Consider the following 20075-nt stretch of genomic DNA (forward strand, 5'->3'; position numbering starts at 1 on the left):
TCCATCGTTGGCGGAATCAAGGCCCCTTAGAGCATGTCGGCGACAAACGGCACCCTGAAAGCCGTCCCACCGCCTTGAAGCAACCGTCCTACTTATATAATACGCCTTTCAGAAGCGGGGGAATCGAGATGCACGAAGCAGGCCAGCCGGCATGGATACCTTTCATCCTTCCGGTCGTGATCGCCATCGTGCTGGCGCTGCGGCTGCGCGGGATGCGGCGTGCGCGGCGCCTGCGGCTCGAGACGCTGGCGATCGTGCCCGCCATCTACTTCGTGGTGTTCGCCGTATCGTTGTGGGAATATCCGCCGGTCGGGCTGCTCAACTGGCTGGAGCTAGGCGTGGCAACAGCCGTAGGCGGCGCGCTCGGCTGGCGGCGCGGCAAGCTGATGCGGATCACGGTCGACCCGGCCACACACGCGCTCAACCAGCAGAGTTCGCCGGCGGCTTTGCTCTTCATCGTGCTCCTGATCGTGGCGCGCTCGGGGCTTCGCTACGAGGGCGCGGCGATGGGGCTCAACGTGCTGCAGGTGACCGGCCTGCTGCTGGCATTCGGCCTCGGCCTGTTCACCGCCACCCGGATCGAGATGTTCCTGCGCGCGCGCCGGCTGCTGGAGGAAGCGCGCGCGGCCTGATCAGGCCAGGGCGAGCGCCGCCGGTTTCAGCGAAGCGTAACCGGGTGCTGCCGCCGCCTCGCCAATCAGCAGCAAGGTCGGATCGCTGTCGCTGATCGCGCGGACCAGAAAGGCCAGCGCCGAAAGCCGGCCGTGGATCAGCCGCTCGCTCGGCAGCGAGACATTCACCGCGATCATCACCGGCGTATCGGGCGACCGCCCGGCCGCGATCAGTTCGCGCGCGATATCGGCCGCCGCGGCGCGACCCATATAGATCGCCAGGGTCGCCTGATCGCTGGCGAGCGCGGGCCAATCGAGCTCCAGCCGCTCGCCCGCGCGCGCATGCGCCGTCACGAACGTGAGCTGGCGCGCCTGCCCCCGCAGGGTGAGCGAAAGTCCGGCACCGGCCGCCGCCGCGCTCGCGGCCGTTATGCCCGGGCAGATATGGGTGCGGACGCCCGCGGCGGCGAGATGGGCGATCTCCTCCATCGACCGACCGAAGATCGAGGGATCGCCGCCTTTGAGCCGGACGACGCGCCGTCCCGCGCGCGCCGCCGCCAGCAACAGATCGTTGATCGAGCCCTGCTCCTTCGAATGACGGCCCGATCTCTTGCCGACATTCACGCAGTCGGTGTCCGCCGGGATGAGCGCGAGGATATCGGGGCCCACCAGCGCATCCTGGAAGACGATGTCGGCCTGCCGCAGCAGGCGCTCCGCCTTGCGCGTCAGCAGATCGGGATCGCCCGGGCCGGCGCCGACCAGCCAGACGGTACCGGGCGCGAAATCATCGTCACGATGCGACATCGAATGTCTCCCTCGATTGGCTGAGCAGGCGCGCGAGCGCGGGGCGGCAGGAGCCGCAATTGGTGCCGGCCTGAAGCGCGCGGCCGATATCGGCGACGTCGACCAGATTCTGCCGGACGATCGCTTCGGCGATCGTGCGCGTGCCGACATCGAAGCAGACGCACAGGATCGCGCCGCGATCGGGCGCCGCGCCGGCTGCCCGACCCGCCAGGACGGCCGGGCCCGATTGAAGCGCGCCCAATTGTCCGATCAGCCAGTCGCGCGCGGGCAATTTGCCGGTGCGGGTGACGAACAGGCTCGCCGCCAGACGCCCCCGATCAAGGATGGCGGCCCGCAGCGATCCGCGCGCATCATCGCGCGCCTCGATCCGCTCGCCGGCCGGCAGCGACGCTTCGATCCGGGCCGGATCGCCCGTGCCGGCCAGTTCGTAGAGGACACCCCCGGCGACGGTGATGCGGCTGTACCAGAGGCATTCGGGCAGCACCTTCGGCGCGTCGCGGAGCAACAGGAAGCCGCGCCATTCGATCGCCACCCTGGCGATCCGCGCCGGGGTCGATTTGAAACCCGGCTGGCCCGAATGCGGATCGGCGAGCGGGCGCGGCAGCAGGCCGGAGCGCCCGCCGCTCGACTGGCGATCGGTCCAGTGGATCGGGGTGAAGATCTCGCCCGGGCGCTGGCCGGGGCTGATCTGCACGCGAAACAGGCTATCGCCCTGCGGCGTGCTGACGCGCGCAATATCGCCATCGGCCAGCGCCTGTGCCGCGGCATCGTCGGGATGCACCTCCACCAATGGTTCCTGACGATGCGCCGAGAGCCTGGGCGACAGCCCGGTTCGCGTCATCGTATGCCATTGATCGCGGTAACGCCCCGTATTGAGCGTCATCGGCCAGAGCGGCAGCGGATCGGCCAGCGGCGCCTGCCTCACCGCCACCAGCCGCGCTTTGCCGTCGGGCGTCGAATAACGCCCCTCGGCAAACGGCCGGCCACCCCAATGAAAGGGCGCCATCGCCTCATAAGCCGGATTGCCAATCGCTGCGTGCGATCGCAGATCGAACAGCCGCGCGCCGTCATTCTGGTAGGTCGACAGCCGCGCATGCTCGCGAAAGATCTCAGCCGGGCCATCATAGGCGAAAGCGGTGCGCCAGCCCATGCGGCGCCCCACCTCGCTCATGATCCACCAATCGGGCCTCGCCTCGCCCGGCAAGGGCAGGAACGGGCGCTGACGGCTGATGCAGCGTTCGGAATTAGTGACCGTGCCGTCCTTTTCGCCCCAGGCGGCGGCCGGCAGGCGGACATGCGCGAACCGGCCGGTGTCGGTATCGGCGATGACGTCGGACACGACCACGAACGGGCACGCCGCCAGCGCCTCGCGCACGCGGCCGGCATCGGGCATGCTGACCGCGGGGTTGGTGCCCATGATCCAGACCGCCTTGATCCGCCCCTCGCCGATGGCGCGGAACATATCGACCGCCTTCAGCCCGGCCTTATTGGCCATATTGGGTGCCGCCCAGAAGCGCCCGACCCGTGCGACATTATCGGCTGCGAAATCCATGTGCGCGGCAAGGGTCGAGGCTAGCCCGCCGACCTCGCGCCCACCCATCGCGTTGGGTTGGCCGGTGATCGAGAAAGGCGCCGCGCCGGGCTTGCCGATCCGCCCGGTCGCCAGGTGGAGGTTGATGATCGCGTTGACCTGATCGGTGCCGCGCAGCGACTGGTTGATCCCCTGGCTGAACATCGTGATCGTGCGCGGGTTGGCCGCGAACAATTCGTAGAAGCGGCGCAGGTCGGCCGGCTGCACGTCGCATGTTTTGGCGACCGACCAGAGGTCATGCCCCTCGCCGAGCGTCTCCCAAAAACCCTCGGGTGTTGCGACGTGTCCGTCCAGGTAAGCCTGATCGACCAGCCCTTCCGCCCGGCACCATGCAAGCAGCCCGTTCATCAGGGCGACGTCGCTGCCGGGCCGGATCGGGAGATGGAGATCGGCATCCTCGCACGTCTCGGTGCGGCGCGGATCGATCACGACCAGCTTCGCGCCGCGCGCCACGCGCGCCGGCTGCATGCGCTGGTAGACGACCGGATGGCACCAGGCGGTGTTCGATCCGACAAGGACGAACAGATCGGCCGCATCGAGATCGTCATAGCCTGCGGGCACGATATCCTCGCCGAACGCCCGCAGATGCCCGGCCACCGCGCTCGACATGCACAGCCGTGAATTGGTGTCGATATTGCCCGATCCGATGAAGCCCTTCATCAGCTTGTTGGCGACGTAATAATCCTCGGTCAGCAACTGGCCCGAGACGTAGAAGGCGACACTGTCCGGCCCATGCCGCGCGATCGTGTCGCGGAAGCGCCGCGCGACCAGTGCCAAAGCGCGATCCCACCGCGCGCGCCGCTGGCCGATCATCGGGTGGAGCAGGCGCCCCTCCAGTCCGATCGTCTCGCCGAGATGCGTCCCCTTCGAACAGAGCCGCCCGGCATTGGCGGGATGATCGGGATCGCCCTTGATCTCGACCGCACGCGCGCCCGTCGGCGTTGCGAGTATTCCGCAACCGACACCGCAATAGGCGCAGGTGGTGCGCGTTGTCATAAATCCTCCCCGGCACGGGGAGGGGGACCAGCCGCAGGCTGGTGGAGGGGGCCCCACACTTGCGCTGCGCCCAGCCAGGGGACCCCTCCACCACCGCCTTCGGCGGCGGTCCCCCTCCCCGTGCCGGGGAGGATTTCGGGACTTCCCCTCACGCCGCCGCCTTGAGCGTGCTGGCCCGGCAGATCAGGACCCGCCCGGAATCGACCCGCACCGGGATAGTGGGCGTGCAGCCCGCATCCTCGCCCAGCGCCTCGCCCGTGCTGAGCGAGATCCGCCAATTGTGGAGCGGGCAGGCAACCGCATGGCCATGGACGATGCCCTGGCTGAGCGGCCCTTTCTTGTGCGGGCAGGCATTGATCAGCGCGAACACCTTGTCGTCACCGGTGCGGAAGACGGCGATCTCGGCCCCCCCGCCACCGGCACGGTGCGCGCGCCGCGCACGGGGATGGCGGAGAGTTCGCCGACGTCGATCCAGTTTCCGGTCAGCATGCTGTTTACTCCGCGGCGATGGCATGGAGGGGGGCGCCCAGCGGGCGGAGCTCGCCCCAATGGGCGTGCTGTTCGCGCTCGGCGCCGGCGGCGCGTGCCGCCCAGGGATCCTCCTGGCTGAAGCTCTGGGCGAACAGGAAGCGGCTGGTCAGCGCCTCGCGCCCGACTTCGTCGTCGGCGATACGCGACCGAATATAGTCGACCCCCACCCGCTCGATCCACGGCGCGGTCCGCTCGAGATAGCGGGCTTCCTCGCGATAGAGCTGGATGAAGGCGGCGCAATAATCCATCGCCTGCCGCTCGGTCGCGACCTTGCAGAGCAGATCGGTGGCGCGGACCTTGATCCCGCCATTGCCGCCGACATGCAGTTCGTAGCCGCTGTCGACGCAGACCACGCCGAAATCCTTGATCGTCGCCTCGGCGCAATTGCGCGGGCAGCCCGAGACCGCGATCTTGAACTTGTGCGGCATCCACGAGCCCCACGACATCCGCTCGATCTTCACGCCGAGCCCGGTCGAATCCTGCGTCCCGAAGCGGCACCATTCGGATCCGACGCAGGTCTTCACCGTGCGCAGCGACTTGCCGTAGGCATGGCCCGAAACCATGCCTGCGGCGTTCAGATCGGCCCAGACGGCGGGCAGATCTTCCTTTTTTATCCCGAAGATATCGAGCCGCTGGCCGCCGGTGACCTTGACCATCGGTGCGTCGTATTTCTCGACAACGTCGGCGATCGCGCGCAATTCGCGCGGGTTGGTAAGCCCGCCCCACATGCGCGGGACGACCGAATAAGTGCCGTCCTTCTGGATGTTGGCGTGCATGCGCTCGTTGACGAAGCGACTCTGCTGATCGTCGACATAGTCGCCGGGCCAGGCGCAGAGCAGATAATAATTGAGCGCCGGGCGACAGGACGAGCAGCCGTCCGGGGTCGACCAGTGCAGCTTCTGCATCACCTCGGGGATCGATTTCATCCCCTGCGCGACGATCTCGCGGCGGACGTCGTCATGGCCGAAGCTGGTGCATTTGCAGACGGTCTTGACCGTGCGCTCGCCAGCATAATCCTCGCCCAGCGACAGGCTCAGCAAGATCTCGACCAGCCCGGTGCACGAGCCGCACGAGGCGGACGCCTTGCACGTCGCGCGCACCGCATCGAGCGTGGTGGCACCGCCATCGATGCAGGCGACGATCTTGCCCTTCGAGACGCCGTTGCAGCCGCAAATCTCGGCATCGGCCGAGAGCGCCGCAACGGCCGCCTTAGGGTCCGCCTGCCCTCCTCCGAGGGCGAAGGCCTGGCCGAAGATCAGCATGTCGCGAACCGCGGAGATATCCTCGCGCTTCTTCAGCAGATCGAAATACCAGCTGCCGTCGGCGGTATCGCCATAGAGCACCGCCCCGACGATGCGATCGTCGCGCACGACGACGCGCTTGTAGATGCCGCGCGAGGCATCGCGCAGCACGATATCCTCGGCCCCGTCGCCACCCGAGAAATCGCCCGCCGAAAAGACGTCGATCCCCGACACCTTGAGCTTGGTCGACGTGACCGAACCGCGATAGCCGCTGTGGCGGTCGACCAGTCCGTCGGCGAGCGCGCGGCACATATCCCAGAGCGGCGCGACCAGCCCGTAGACCATCCCGTCATGCTCGACGCACTCGCCGACCGCCAGGACGTGAGGGTCGGACGTGACCATATGATCGTCCACCTTGATCCCGCGCCCGATTTCGAGCCCGGCGGCGCGCGCCAGGGCCACGCTCGGGCGGATGCCGACCGCCATCACCACCAGGCTGGCGGGGATGAAGGTGCCGTCCTTGAGGCGGACACCCTCGACTGCGCCGTCGCCCACGATCTCGGCGGTGTCGGCGCCGGTCAGGATCGTCTGGCCGCGTGCTTCCAGCGCGGACTTGAGCAGCCAGCCGGCCGCCTCGTCCAGTTGGCGCTCCATCAGGGTCGGCATGATGTGGAGTACGGTGACCTTCATGCCGCGCAGCGACAGGCCGTGCGCCGCCTCCAGCCCAAGCAGCCCGCCGCCGATCACCACCGCCGCCCCGCCCCGGTCCGCCGCCGCCAGCATGCGATCGACATCGGCCATGTCGCGGAAGCTGATCACGCCATCGAGCTTGCTGCCGGGCACCGGGATGATGAAGGGATCGGATCCGGTCGCGATCAGCAGCCGGTCATAGCCGACCTCGATCCCGCTCGCCGAACGCACGATGCGAGCATCGCGATCGATCGCGACCACCGGATCGCCCGAGACCAGCCGGATCGCATTGTCGCGATACCAGGCATGATCGTTGATCACGATCTCGTCGAAGCTCTTCTCGCCCGCCAGCACAGGCGAGAGCATGATGCGGTTGTAATTCACCCGCGGCTCGGCGCCGAAGATGGTGATGGCGTAGCGGCCCGGAGCGCGCGCCAGCAACTCCTCCACCGCGCGGCAACCAGCCATGCCGTTGCCGATCACGACCAGCCGCTGCGCGGCGCCGGCTTCGATCTCCGCGCCCTGATCTGTCGAACCACCTTCGGTGAAGGTCATTGCCGTTGCTCCAAAACGAAAAAGGCCGCCATGCGGACGCTGGAAATCCAGCGCCTGCATGGCGGCCTTGCCATCATCGTAAACCGGACCGGGACGAACCCGGGCGGGGCGATGTGCCGACGGTGCCCATCATTGGACGCGCCAGCTATGTCGATTCCGGCAACGCTGCCGGAACGGTTGGATGATGCAGCGAAACGGGTGCTTGCTGCAAGTGCGAAATGATCAACTGGCCTGGAGCGCATCACAACGCCCAATCCAGCTGCAGCCACGCTTTCTTCGTATCGGTCATGAAGCTGCGCGCGCTGTAATCGGCATAGCGGGCAGACAGAGTTGTTCGGCCGAGCTTGGCGCTGGCGAGGAGATCCACCTCGTTGCCATAATGCTGGCCCAGCCGATCGCTGTCGAAGCGATGGAAGGTCGCCTGCACGGTCACCGCCTTGGCCCGGCCGAGCGTCTTCAGCGAATAGCCCAGGCTGCCATAGAGATCGCGCACGCCGTTGGGCGGCGTGGTCAGGAATTTGTCCGCCCAGCCCTGGAATTTGAACCCGGTGGCGAGCGGCGTCTGGAACGAGGTCAGCGCCGTGCCGCCATCGGCGCCGAGCACCTCATAGCCCGCCCCCAGCCGCAGCGCCCGCACATCGAGCGCACCATCGATCAGGTAATAATCGGCCGCATAGCTGTTGGGATTGCGATGGTAAGCCGACTGCCGCGCATAGCTCGCCTGCCAGGAGAGTTTGACGCCTTTCGCCAATGCGCGTGCACCGACGAGACGCCCGCCATAGGTTTGGCTCGACAGGCGATACTTCTGCACCGCCGCCTCGTCCTGATCGACCAGATAGGCGAAGCCGGTGAGCGTGCCTAACGGCGTCGCATAGCCGACATTGGCGAGGATGTTGTTGCCCGACACCGCCTGCTGGCGTGCGCCATTGCCGTCGATGCCCCAGATGGTGCGGACGCTCCACGCATAGCTGACATCGACCTTGAGCTTCGGGATCGCGGTCCATTCGGCACGCACCGCATCGAACGTCTGGCCATTGTCGCGGAAGCCGACCGCGCCGACGAAGCGTTCGTCGTCGAGCGCAATGCGCTGGCGTCCGGCAGTCAATGTGATCGCCTTGCTCTTATACTGGAGCTGCGCGCGGTAGAGCCCGATCGTCTGCGGATCGGCGACCAGAGGCCGGGTAGCGGCGCCGTTCAGCCCGTCATAATAATGGGCGATGGCGGCGAGCGTCCCCTCGCCCTCGACCAGCGCGCTCCATCCGCCATCGCTGGCAGCGAGCCCGCCGCGAAGGCGAAGCGTCAGCGCATCGGCTTTATCGGCGAGCCCGTCCTGATCGACATATTCGTAGCGCGCCCGCAGATCGGCGAGTGGCGTAAGCTTCACATCCTCGGCACAAGCCGGCCCTGCGGCGGCCAGTACGGCCACCGTTGCTATCAACGTCTTCATGAATTCCCCCTCGCGCAGGCGGGCGGCGCGTCGGCCGCCCGCCGCCAGCCTCAGATGCGCACGCCGTTGGCGGCAGCACCCCAGTTCATCCGCCACCCGCGCTTGACCACGGTCAGCAAGGCGAGCGCGACCAGCGCCAGCGCCGCGAAGATCAAGAAGCCCGGCTGGAAGCTGCCGGTCAGCTGCCGCGCAAAGCCGAGCGAGGAGGACAGGTAGAAGCCGCCGATGCCACCGGCCATGCCGACCAGCCCGGTCATCACGCCGATCTCTTCCCGGAAGCGCTGCGGCACGAGTTGGAACACCGCGCCATTGCCGGTGCCGAGCGCCAGCATCGCGACGACGAACAGCCCGAGCGCCATCGCCAGCGTCGGCGCGCTACTGACGCCGGCGAGTGCAAGCGCCGCGACGATGAACACGCCGGTCAACGTCTTCACGCCACCGATCGAATCGGCGAGCGCACCGCCCATCGGCCGCACCAGCGACCCGGCGAAGACGCACGCCGCCGTCGCATAGCCCGCCGCGACCGTCGTCAGCCCGAACTGATCGGTGAAATAGATCGAGAGCGACGAGGCCAGCCCCGAGAAGCCGCCGAACGTGACGAGATAGAAGGCCATCAGCCACCAGGCGTCGACGCTGCGGAGCGGCTGGAGGTAGGCAGTGATCGACTTGGGCGCCGGCGGATTGGGCGCGTCCTTGGCCATCGCCAGATAGACGACCAGCACGATCGTGAGCGGGATGCAGGCGAGGCCCAGCACCGCGTTCCAGCCAAACAATTTGGCCAAGGTCGGCGCAAACAGCGAGGCGAGAACAGTGCCCGAATTCCCCATGCCGGCCAGCCCCATCGCCTTGCCCTGATGCTCGGGTGGATACCAGCGGCTGGCCAGCGGCAGAGCGATCGCGAAGCTCGCCCCCGCGAGGCCGAGCAGGACGCCCAGCGCCAGCGTACCGGTGAAGCTGTTCACCCCGGCGGCCCATGCGGTCAGCAGGCCGGCGATCACCACGACTTGGCTGATCGCGCCAGCAAGCTTCGGCCCGATGCGATCCACCAGCAAGCCGATCACGAGCCGCAGGATCGCGCCGGCCAGTGTCGGCGTCGCCACCATAAGTCCCTTCTGGGCGGCGGTGAGGTGGAGCGTCTTGGCGATTTCGGGCGCGAGCGGCCCGAGCAACACCCACACCATGAAAGCGAGATCGAAATACAGGAAGGCGGCGATCAGGGTCGGGCGATGGCCCAGATGCCAAAAGCCGTTTCGATCCTTTACCCGCTTATCGTCCCAATATGCCGTTGCCATGTGAACCCCCAATCCGATGTGCCGCAGGCACGAAAAAGCCGCTCTCCGGACGCCCGCGTTTCCACGGGTCCGGACAGCGGCTTTGCTGTCTGTGATGGAGATCGCCCCGGCACTGGGGCTGCCTCCGCTGGACGCACATCATCGTGCGTTGCCCTAATGATTTACCAATTCGGTCTTGTTCGCAACTGCAAAAAACGAAAGCGTTACTTGGCAGCAAATCCAGCGAGATAGGATCGCAGATCCTCCGGATCGAACACGCGTCCGTCGAAAAAGCGGTCGGGGCCAAGCGTCAGCGGACCACGATGCGATCCCACGCCGAAGGGCGAGTCGAGCGCACCCTCGAGCTTCATGCTAGCCCCCGGCATCGGTTGCCCGGTCGCACCCAAAGCGCGGCGATAGACGTCCGATCGGAACACGTCCGCGGCGCGCCGTTCGAGCGTGCCGGTGGGCGAGAGCATCTTCCAGCGCTGCAGCTGCGAATAGATCCACAGCGCCTGGCTGCGCCACGGAAAGGCGGTCGCCTCGCGATAGAAAAGCAGGAAATCGGAGATCGCGATCGGCGCATCGCCAGGCCGCAGCACCAGCCTGCCGGTCAGCGCAGGCAGGATCGCCTCGGCCGGCTGCCCGACATAGTTGGGCCGCGCCAACAGATCGGCCAGTTCGCCATGATGGTCCGGATCGTCGCACCACGACGCGGCGTGCGACAAGGCCACCAGCAGCCGATCGACCGGTTCGGGATGGGTCTCCATCCAGTCGGCACGGAAGGCGAGCACCTTCTCGACTCCGCGTCGCCAGATACGCGCGCCGACTGCGACGATCTCGCCCAGCCCTTCCATCACCGCGACGCTGTTCCACGGTTCGCCCGCGGTGAAGCCGTCGATCTCGCCTGCGCGCAACGCCTCGACCATCAGCGACGGCGGCAGCACGCGGAGCGTCACATCGCGATCGGGATCGATCCCGGCATAGCCGAGCCAATACCGCAGCATCAGCGCGTGGCTGGAGAAGCGATGGACGATGCCGATGATCGGTTTGCGATGATGCAGCCCGATCGCCGCGGCGAAATCGTGCGCCGTGGCGACGGGATCGTCGATCCGCCGCGCCGGATCGGGATCGAGCGCCGCGGCGAAGCCGGTCGCCATCGTCAGCGCATTGCCATTGACGTTGAGCCGGAACGGCGCCGCCAAAGCGGCGGGATGCTGGCTGAGCCCGAGCGTCACGGCGATCGCCAGCGGCGCCAGCATATGCGCACCCTGCACCTGCCCGTAGACCAGGCGATCGCGCAACGTCGCCCAGGATGTCGTGCGGACCAGGCCGAGATCGATCCCTTCGGCGGCGGCGAAGCCCTTTTCACGGGCTGCAACGAGCACGGCGCTGTCGGTCAGCGGCAGGAAAGCGAGCGTCAATGGGGTCATGGCTGGCCTCCGAGCAGCGCGCTGGCAGTGATCAAGGCTTCGGCCACCTCCACGATCCGGCGGCCTTGGTTCATCGCGGTCGAGCGCAGCAGCGCATAAGCTTCGGCCTCTGGCAGGTTGCGGCTGGTCATCAGGATGGATTTGGCGCGATCGATCGTCTTGCGATCGGCCAACGCAGTGCGCGCCTCATCGAGCTCGGCCTGCATGCGCGCGAAGGCGTTGAAGCGGCGGATGGCGAGATCGAGCACCGGCTTGACCCGCTCCTTGCGCAGGCCATCGACGACATAGGCCGAAACCCCGGCATCGATCGCTGCGCCGATCATATGCTCGTCCGAATGATCGACGAACATCGCGATCGGCTTGGCGAGCGCACGGCTGACCGCCAGCATCTCCTCCAGCGTGTCGCGGCTCGGGCTGCCCAGATCCATCAGCACGACATCGGGCGCCATCCGCTCGATCCGCGCGACGAATCCCCCGCGCGGCGGCACGAGGTGGATATCGTCATAGCCCGCCTCCCGCAGCCCATCCTCGAGCACGGTGGCGCGCAGCCCGCTGTCATCGACGATTACGATCCGCAAATGCCCGCTTCCGTCCCTAATCGCGCAGGCGAGGTGCCGGCAGTTCGCATCCGAGGTCAATGGGCGATGCGGCGATCGGCAGCAATTCCAGCTGTGACAATTCGCGACGCCATCTCGATCAAGGCTGCCGCCGCCAGTTCGGACTAGGCAGAAGCGGCAAGAGGCGTAATCTCGACGCCCAAAAGAGAAGATTGAGGGGAACAGGTTCGATGCGCGTCGCGAAGCTCGCTGTGGCAGCAGCCCTGGTGGCTGCGCTCGGATCGCAGGCGGTGGCCGATGCGCCACGCGCCGCGGTCGACGGCAAGCGCATGCGCAACCCCGAAGCCGGGCAGTGGATGTCCTATGGCCGCACCTGGGACGAGCAACGCTTCAGCCCGTTGAAGCAGATCAACGACAAGAATGTCGGGACGCTCGGCCTCGCTTGGTATGCCGATCTCGATACCTATCGCGGGATCGAGAGCACCCCGCTGATGATCGATGGCGTGCTCTACAATGTCTCGGTCTTCAACGTCGTCACCGCCTATGATGCCAAGACCGGCAAGAAGCTCTGGACCTACGATCCCCACGTCGCGCGCGAATGGGCGCGGCTCGCCTGCTGCGGGCCGAGCGCGCGCGGGATCGCGGCGTGGAAGGGCAGGATCTATATCGGGGCGCTCGATGGCCGGCTGATCGCGGTCGATGCGAAGACGGGCAAGGAAGTCTGGTCGCAGCAGACCTTCGACAAGAACTGGGCTTATTCGATTACAGGGAGCCCACGCGTCTTCGACGGCAAGGTCGTGATCGGCAATGGCGGCGCCGATTATGGCGTGCGCGGCTTCGTCATCGCCTACGATGCCGAGACCGGCAAAAAGCTGTGGAAATTCTACACCGTCCCCGGCGATCCGGCGAAGGGCCCCGATCACGAAGCGTCGGATTCGGTGATGCCGATGGCCACCAAAACCTGGAACGGCGAATGGTGGAAATATGGCGGGGGCGGCACCGCCTGGGATTCGATCGTCTACGATCCGAAGCTTAACCTGGTCTATATCGGCACCGGCAATGGCGGGCCGCACGTCCAGCATTTCCGCAGCCCCAATGGCGGCGACAATCTGTTCCTCTGCTCGATCGTCGCAGTCAACGCGACCACCGGCAAATATGTCTGGCACTATCAAATGGTGCCCGACGAGGAGTGGGATTACACCTGCACCCAGCCGATGGTGTTGGCCGATCTCAAGATTGCCGGGCAGCAGCGTCAGGTGCTGATGCAGGCGCCCAAGAATGGCTTCTTCTACGTCCTCGATCGCAAGACCGGGAAGGTCATCTCAGGCAAATCCTACGTGCCGAATACATGGGCAAGCGGGCTCGATCCGAAGACCGGGCGGCCGATCGTCTATCCCGACGCGAAGATCACCGAGACGCCGCACCTGATGACACCAAGCTGGATGGCGGCGCACAGCTGGTATCCGATGTCGTACAGCCCGCTGACGGGGCTGGTCTACTTCCCGGCGCAGGAACAAGGCGACGTCTACGCTCGCCTTCCCGACGGCAAGTTCAAATGGGTGCCGTTCCGATCCAATTCGGGCCGCGATTTCGGCAGTCAGCCCGAGCTTCGCAAGAAATTGCTGGCCGAGGCGAATGCGAACGAGAAAGGCTATCTGCTCGCGCTCAACCCGGTGACGCAGAAGGAGGCGTTCCGCGTCCCCTACCCCTATCCGGGCTCGGGCGGCGTGCTGACGACGGCGGGCAATCTGCTGGTGGAGGGCACGATCGAGAAGAATCTCGCCATCTATCGCGCCGACAACGGCAAATTGCTGTGGCGAATGCCGGTCGACAATGTCCCACTGGCGGGGCCGATCACCTACACCGTCGACGGCGAGCAATATATCGCGGTCAATGTCGGCTGGACCGGATCGCCGGTCTATGGCCTCAGCAAGATCCCCGGTGGCTTCCGCACATCGACCTCGCGCCTGCTCGTGTTCAAGCTCGGCGGGACCGCCAAGCTACCGCCGATGCCGCCGCCATCGTCATTGCCCGCTCCGCCTTACCTCCGCGCCGGCGAGGCCGAGGTGAAGGAAGGTCAGGCGCTCTACGCCCAGACATGCCGCACCTGCCATGGCGAGGATGCGCGCGGGGGCGTCAAGGACCTGCGCTACATGACGCCTGACACGCACAAGCATTTCCTCGATATCGTGCTGGGCGGCGCGCGGGCCGACAAGGGCATGGCGAGCTTCAAGGATTTGCTCACGCCCTCGCAGGCCGAGGCGATCCATTCCTACCTGATCGCGCGGGCCAACGAGGATTGGCAGGACGATGCGGCGCATAAATGACGGCTTGGGAGAGCATAAAGTGAAATTGACCCACCCACCCGTCATTCCCGCGAAGGCGGGAATCCATAAACTCCGAACTTCAGAGAATATGGATCCCCGCCTTCGCGGGGATGACGGTTTGAGAGGTCTCGGCTTCAAAATTGCGGCGATGGCGATGGTGGGCATCGCGCTCGCCGGTGGCGCGCTCTCGCAAAGCAAGCCCGCCAACGTCGACGCGAAACGCCTCGTCAACGCCGCGGCCGAGCCTGACACCTGGCTCAGCGACGGGCGCACCTACAATGCGCAGCGCTTCAGCCCGCTTACGCAGATCAACGCCGGCAATGTCGATAAGATCGGTCTAGCCTGGTATGACGAGCTCGACACCTATCGCGGGGTCGAGGCGACGCCGCTCTACGCCGACGGCGTGCTCTACAATATCAGCGCGTGGAACATCGCCACCGCCTACGACGCGCGCACGGGTAAACGACTGTGGACCTACGATCCGGAAGTGCCGCGCGAGATGGGGCGCTATGCCTGTTGCGAGCCGGTCGCGCGCGGCATGGCGCTGTGGAAGGGCAAGGCGATCATCGCCACGCTCGACGGGCGGCTGATCGGGCTCGACGCCGCCACCGGCAAGCCGGTGTGGACCACCAAGACCTTCGATCCGAAGTCCGCCCCTTACACGATCACCGGGGCGCCGCGCGTGTTCAACGGGATGGTCGTGGTCGGAAATAGCGGCGGCGATTTCGGCATTCGCGGTTTCGTCTCGGCCTATGACGCCGATACCGGCAAGAAGCTCTGGAAATTCTACACCGCGCCGGGCGATCCTTCGAAGGGCCCGGATCACGAGGCCTCGGATTCGGTCATGGCAATGGCCGCCAAGACCTGGTCGGGCCAATATTGGAAGCTCGGCGGCGGCGCCAATCCGTGGGATTCGATCGCCTACGATCCGAAGACCGATCTGGTCTATGTTGGCACCGGCAACGGATCGCCACTGTCATGGCATTATCGCAGCGAGGGCAAGGGCGATAACCTCTTCATCTGCTCGATCGTCGCGCTTCATGCCAAGACCGGCACCTATGCCTGGCACTATCAGATGGTCCCGGGGGAGGACTGGGATTATACCTGCACCAGCTCGATCATCACCGCCGATTTGCCGATCAAGGGCCAGCAACGCCACGTGATCATGCAGGCTCCTAAAGATGGCTATTTCTACATCCTCGATGCCGCGACCGGGAAATTCCTCTCGGCCGAGCCGACGGTGAAGGTCAATTGGGCGACGATCGACAAGACCGGCAAGGTCCACCCCAACCCCGCGACCCATTATGGCGTCGATCCGGTGCTGGTCTATCCCGGGCCCGGCGGCGCGCATAACTGGTTCCCGATGGCCTATAGCCCGCGGACCAAGCTGGCCTATTTCCCGACCTATCAATCGGGCATGGTCTATGCGCTCGATCCGAATTTCCAGCCCAAGGAGTTCCGATCGAACAGCGGCTGGGGCGGCTATACCGGCGATGCGCTCAAGAAGCGGATCGCGCTGATGGCGGAGGCCAATGCGAACGAGAAGGCATGGCTGACCGCGTGGGATCCGGTGAAGCAGAAGCCCGCCTGGCAAGTGCCGCTGCCGCGCCACGGCAATGGCGGCGTGCTGGTGACCGCGAGCGATCTCGTGATCGAGGGTACCACCCGCCAGACGCTCGGCTTCTTCGACGCGAAGACCGGCAAGATATTGCGCGAGATCCCGGTGCAGAGCGCGCCGGTGGCAGGGCCGATAACCTACCGCCTCGACGGCGAGCAATATATCGCGGTCAATGCCGGCTGGGGCGGCGGCGCCGCGCAGGTCGAGCGCGGCCAGGGAACCGAATTGCCGCGTCCGTCGGCACGCTTGCTGGTGTTCAAGCTCGGCGGCACTCTGCAACTGCCGCCGCTCAAGGCCGCCGCCAGCATTCCCGAACCCCCACCGCTGACCGCCAACGAGGCGACCGTGCGGCGCGGCGCGGCTCTGTACGCGCAGACCTGCGCGGTCTGTCACGGCGCGGCTGCGGTCGGCGGGGTCAAGGATCTGCGCCACATGACGAAGGACACGCACGCAGCGTTCAACGCGATCGTGCTCAAGGGCATCTTCAAGACGAAGGGCATGGCGAGCTTCGCCGACATCTTGAAACAGGACGAGGCCGACGCGATCCACGCTTACCTGATCGCGCGCGCCAATGAGGATTGGGGCGGGGTGCAGACCCTGTCGTCGGGCTCGCCCGGGCCGCATTGACCTGACTCCCTCTCCCTCAAGGGAGAGGGTTTAGCTGCAAGTCGCGACCGGCGGCGCCTTATCCTTCCCCAGCGGCAACAACCCCGCCAACGGCGTCAGCAACAACCCCGCTTTGCCTTTGAGGCCGAGCTTGCGGGCATCGTGCCCCGGCAGCACGGTGATCACCGGCTTGAGCCACGGCCCGGCGATCTTTACCGGCGCCGCCACCTGGAACAGCCGTCGCTTGGCGGGCTGCCCCTGGACGACGAGCGCGATCTGCTCGGTTCCGAGATCGATCGAGCCGGTACCGCTGGCGGTGCCCAGCGATGTGCCAAGTGCCAGCCTCTGCACCTGCAGGACGCCGTCCTTTCCTTTGAAATCGGCCTTCGCGCATGACAGCGGGAGATCCTTGCCGCTGCCACCCAAGGCCGCGCGCAACAGATCGCCACCCAAAATCCATGCGGCCTTCTTCGGCACAACCGCGCCGGTGACATTCAGCGCCAGACTGCCCGTCGCGGTCGAGGCGGCTTCGTGGAGCGAATTCCCGGTGCCCGTCAGTTGGATCCGCATATCCAACCGTCCTGGCGGCGGCGATACCGGCTGGCCGATCTCCGCGAGCCGCGCGCCGACCAGATCGAGCCGGGCGCCGAGCACGGGGCGTGCCCTGGTGCCGTCGAAGCGGCCCGAGCCCGCCACCTTGCCCGAATAAAGCCGCGCATTGAAGAAGGGGAAATCGAGCAGCCCGTGATCGAGATCGATGCGGGTGAAGATATCGGTCAGCGGCAGGGCATAGCCGGTCAATGTCCCGATATGGACCTTGAAATCGAAATCGGCCCCGCGCAGGCGACGCAGGCTGATCGGGACATCGCTTAGAATATATTTGCTGGGCAGGCCCGGCCTGACCGCGCCCGATTGCATGCTCGCCACATTGCGTGGCGGCACCGAGGACAGCATCGCGTCGATATCCTGCCGCGCGAGCACCGGCGCATCGAATTCCGCCTGAAGCTGGCGGCGCGCGGTCGAGTGGTTGGACCAGATCCGGCCCTTGATGTGGCTCGCGCCCATATGCGCATCCAGAGCATCGAAACGCAGGTGCGCGCCGTCGGAAAAGGCACGCGTCGTCAGCGTATAAGGCGCCGAATTGGGGGTGATCAGGTTGAAGAGATAGCCGATATCGGCGAGGTTGGGCCCGTGCGCGGAAACCGCCAGCGCGTAGGTTCGCAAATCGAACGCATCGCCGCTGGTCCCCTCCGCGCGCAGGATCGTCTTGCCGTCGATCAGGTCCAACACGAACGGGTAAGGCTGGCCGACAACCTTGCCATGGATCTGTCCGCCGGCGGCACGGAAGCGGATGGGGCCGCCCTTAAGCATCCCCGACCCGGCCATCGTGAAAGGCAGCTGTCCGGTCGTGGCTTGCGCGAAGCTGCCTTCGACGATCAATTGGCGGGCATAATCGTGAAACGCGATGCGGCCGTTCGTGATCGAGACGATGCCGACGCCGCGGAGCGGTGCGAAGGCAGGCCCGTCCCCGCCATGGCCCATCGACCAGTTGTTCCGGCGCGGGCCGAAGCGGACGAGGCGCAGCATCGGCCGATCGATCGTCAGTGCGGTCACGTCGGCCCGGCCGAGCAGCATCGGCCAGAAGCGCAGATGCACCGTGAACGCGCCGACCTCGGCCAGATTGCCCTGCGGCAGCCAGGCGGGGTTGCCGATCGTCAGTCCCTCGATCCGGACGTCCGGCTCGCGCGCCAGCAAATGGGTCCGCAACGTTCGAAAGCGGATCGTCCGCCCCAGCTTGAACGAGGCGGTGCGTGCGATCGGACCATCGAGATAGCCGCGATCGATCAAGGCGAGCGTCGTGAGCAAAAGAACGAGGAGCAGCAGCAGAAGCGAAGCGACGATCACCGCGACGCGCCGGGCATGTCTGCGCGCCCGTGAAACCGGACCGCTCGCGGCGCCCAAGGCGTCGTCCCTCAATCGCAACCGACCCTCCGCGAATGGCGCGCACGCCGGCCCGCGCCGCCATGGACGGCACGGACATCCAGTTCCGGAGGCCCCCTTGTGGAAAATCTCCTTTCGCCCCAACGCCGGGCAGGATCCGTTCGATCCGCTAACGATCGCGATTCGGGACCGGACTGCGACAAAGGCAGTTTGGTGACGTCCTCACCAGGAAGGCCGATGGGAACGGCGGCGGCGAGGGAAGGTACCGGATTGAGTTTGACGATATTGGTCATTGCGACGTTGCTCGCCGGCGCGCCGCCGCCCGATGCGGCGCCAGCGCCGCCGCCCCCCGCCGCCGACGACGATATCATCGTGGTGGAGGCGCGGCCGCGCAGCCCGGCCGATCCGTTCGTGGCGGCCAACGCCCAATCCTTCGCGGTGACCCAGCAGGTCGACAAGGCGTTCGTCGGCCCGGTCTCGATCGCCTACAAGACCAAGATCCCCGAGCCGATCCGCAACGGCATCCGTAACTTCCTCAACAATACGCGCGAGCCGGTCATCTTCCTGAACTTCCTGCTCCAGTTCAAGCCGGGCAAGGCTGCCGAGACGTTCGGGCGCTTCGCGATCAACACGACGGTCGGCGCCGCCGGCCTGTTCGACATGGCCAAAAGGCGCCCGTTCAAACTGCCCCGACGGCCCAACGGCTTTGCCGACACGATGGGCTATTATGGGGTGAAGCCGGGGCCCTTCCTGTTCCTGCCGCTGATCGGGCCGACCACGGTGCGCGATGCGATCGGCGGCGGGCTCGACCGGCTGGTGCTGCCGTTCGCGTTCGGAGCACCCTTCACCGACTTCGCCTACGGCGCATCGACCGGGACGCTCAGCGGGCTCGAATATCGATCGAGCTTCGACGACCAGCTCCGCACGATCCGCGAGGAAAGCCGTGATCCCTACCGCACCCGGCGCGAGCTCTATCTGCGCAAGCGTCAGGCGGAGATCGACGATCTGCGCGGCCGGCCGAGCGAGCCCGCTCCGCCCGTCATCGCCGAGGCAAAGCTGCCCGGCTGATCAGACGCGGGTGGCGACGAAGAACAGGCGCGGGAACGGCAGCAGCACCGATCCATCATGGCGCGGCGGGAAGAGTGGGCTGATCGCCTCCAGATAGTGCGCCAGAAACGCCTGCTGCTCATCCGCATCGAGCGGCGCGAGGAAGGGGCGCAATGCGCTCCCCTTGAACCATTCGACGACCGCAGCGACATCGGGCATGACATGGTGGTAGATCGTCATCCACACATCCACCGTCGCCCCCGCTGCGCCGAGCACGTCATAATAATAGGCCGGCTCATGCTGACCGTCAGCCGGCCGCGCTGCCGCGGCGAGCCGGTCGCCCCACGGCCCATCGGCCGCAACGATGCGCATCGCCCGGTGCGCGGGCTCATCCAGGTTGTGCGGCATCTGCACTGCCAGCGCGCCGCCGGTCTTCAGCCGGCCCACCAGCGCGGGCAGCAGGCTCCCGTGATCGGGCACCCACTGGAGCGCCGCATTGGAGAGGATGACGTCGACCGCCCCCTCCGCCCTGCTCCACGCGGTGATATCGTGAAGTTCGAACGCCGTATCCGGCATACGCTTCCGCGCCGCCGCGATCATGTCCGCCGAATTGTCGATGCCGACCACTTGCGCCTCGGGAAAGCGCCCGAGCAGCAGTTCGGTGGAGTTGCCCGGGCCGCATCCCAGATCCACCGCGACGCCGGCTTCGCGGTTCGGGATGCGTGCGATCAGATCGCGAACCGGCCGGGTACGCTCATCCTCGAACTTCACATATTGGCGGGCGGACCAGCTCATCGTTCTTCCCCTGA

Annotated in this window: 13 protein-coding genes and 1 pseudogene; 4 read left to right on the forward strand and 10 right to left on the reverse strand. The window is 66.3% G+C overall.

What is annotated here, in order from left to right:
- Window positions 1-128: 128 nt before the first annotated feature.
- The gene (locus AB4Z44_RS12995) at window positions 129-632 is read left to right on the forward strand and encodes a hypothetical protein (RefSeq protein ID WP_404710121.1); all 504 of its coding nucleotides are present in this window, start codon (window positions 129-131) and stop codon (window positions 630-632) included.
- Here AB4Z44_RS12995 and cobA read toward each other — a convergent pair whose 3' ends face one another.
- The 8 genes and pseudogenes from cobA to AB4Z44_RS13035 form a co-directional block, all read right to left on the reverse strand.
- Window positions 633-1415 (reverse strand): uroporphyrinogen-III C-methyltransferase, encoded by a 783-nt coding sequence (cobA, locus tag AB4Z44_RS13000; protein ID WP_404710122.1) that lies wholly within the window; start codon window positions 1413-1415, stop codon window positions 633-635.
- The gene (locus AB4Z44_RS13005) at window positions 1402-4002 is read right to left on the reverse strand and encodes a molybdopterin-dependent oxidoreductase (RefSeq protein WP_404710123.1); all 2601 of its coding nucleotides are present in this window, start codon (window positions 4000-4002) and stop codon (window positions 1402-1404) included. Before AB4Z44_RS13005 ends, cobA begins: the two co-directional genes overlap by 14 nt.
- A gap of 148 nt (window positions 4003-4150) precedes the next feature.
- Window positions 4151-4491 (reverse strand): annotated as a pseudogene (nirD, locus tag AB4Z44_RS13010) (nitrite reductase small subunit NirD).
- Between the two features lie 5 nt (window positions 4492-4496).
- Window positions 4497-7019: a nitrite reductase large subunit NirB gene (nirB, locus tag AB4Z44_RS13015; RefSeq protein ID WP_404710124.1), complete on the reverse strand. Its 2523-nt coding sequence runs from the start codon at window positions 7017-7019 to the stop codon at window positions 4497-4499.
- A gap of 241 nt (window positions 7020-7260) precedes the next feature.
- Window positions 7261-8466 carry an alginate export family protein gene (locus AB4Z44_RS13020; RefSeq protein WP_404710125.1) on the reverse strand — a complete coding sequence of 402 codons (1206 nt, stop codon included), beginning with the start codon at window positions 8464-8466 and terminating at the stop codon, window positions 7261-7263.
- Between the two features lie 50 nt (window positions 8467-8516).
- On the reverse strand, window positions 8517-9758 hold the full coding sequence (locus AB4Z44_RS13025; protein ID WP_404710126.1) for a nitrate/nitrite transporter: 1242 nt from the start codon (window positions 9756-9758) through the stop codon (window positions 8517-8519).
- Between the two features lie 203 nt (window positions 9759-9961).
- Window positions 9962-11170 (reverse strand): CmpA/NrtA family ABC transporter substrate-binding protein, encoded by a 1209-nt coding sequence (locus AB4Z44_RS13030; protein ID WP_404710127.1) that lies wholly within the window; start codon window positions 11168-11170, stop codon window positions 9962-9964.
- Window positions 11167-11748, reverse strand: coding sequence for an ANTAR domain-containing response regulator (locus AB4Z44_RS13035; protein WP_404710128.1), 582 nt, complete (start codon window positions 11746-11748; stop codon window positions 11167-11169). Before AB4Z44_RS13035 ends, AB4Z44_RS13030 begins: the two co-directional genes overlap by 4 nt.
- Window positions 11749-11957: 209 nt before the next feature.
- Between AB4Z44_RS13035 and AB4Z44_RS13040 the strand changes: the two genes are divergently transcribed.
- Both AB4Z44_RS13040 and AB4Z44_RS13045 read left to right on the forward strand, forming a co-directional pair.
- Entirely contained in the window at window positions 11958-14054 is a 2097-nt protein-coding gene (locus AB4Z44_RS13040) for a PQQ-dependent dehydrogenase, methanol/ethanol family (protein ID WP_404710129.1), read from the forward strand.
- A 148-nt stretch (window positions 14055-14202) separates the two neighbouring features.
- Window positions 14203-16299, forward strand: coding sequence for a PQQ-dependent dehydrogenase, methanol/ethanol family (locus AB4Z44_RS13045; RefSeq protein ID WP_404710130.1), 2097 nt, complete (start codon window positions 14203-14205; stop codon window positions 16297-16299).
- A 30-nt stretch (window positions 16300-16329) separates the two neighbouring features.
- On the opposite strand, the gene AB4Z44_RS13050 is transcribed toward AB4Z44_RS13045, so the two are convergent.
- Window positions 16330-18183 (reverse strand): AsmA family protein, encoded by a 1854-nt coding sequence (locus AB4Z44_RS13050; protein WP_404710131.1) that lies wholly within the window; start codon window positions 18181-18183, stop codon window positions 16330-16332.
- 306 nt (window positions 18184-18489) lie between these two features.
- Here AB4Z44_RS13050 and AB4Z44_RS13055 point away from each other — a divergent pair, with 306 nt between their 5' ends.
- Complete coding sequence (locus tag AB4Z44_RS13055) at window positions 18490-19287, forward strand: VacJ family lipoprotein (protein ID WP_404710132.1); 798 nt, start codon at window positions 18490-18492, stop codon at window positions 19285-19287.
- On the opposite strand, the gene tam is transcribed toward AB4Z44_RS13055, so the two are convergent.
- Window positions 19288-20061, reverse strand: coding sequence for a trans-aconitate 2-methyltransferase (gene tam / locus AB4Z44_RS13060; protein WP_404710133.1), 774 nt, complete (start codon window positions 20059-20061; stop codon window positions 19288-19290).
- Between the last annotated feature and the right edge of the window lie 14 nt (window positions 20062-20075).

The sequence above is a fragment of the Sphingomonas sp. MMS24-J13 genome, from assembly GCF_044905095.1.
In the GTDB taxonomy this organism is placed as follows: Bacteria; Pseudomonadota; Alphaproteobacteria; order Sphingomonadales; family Sphingomonadaceae; genus Sphingomonas_I.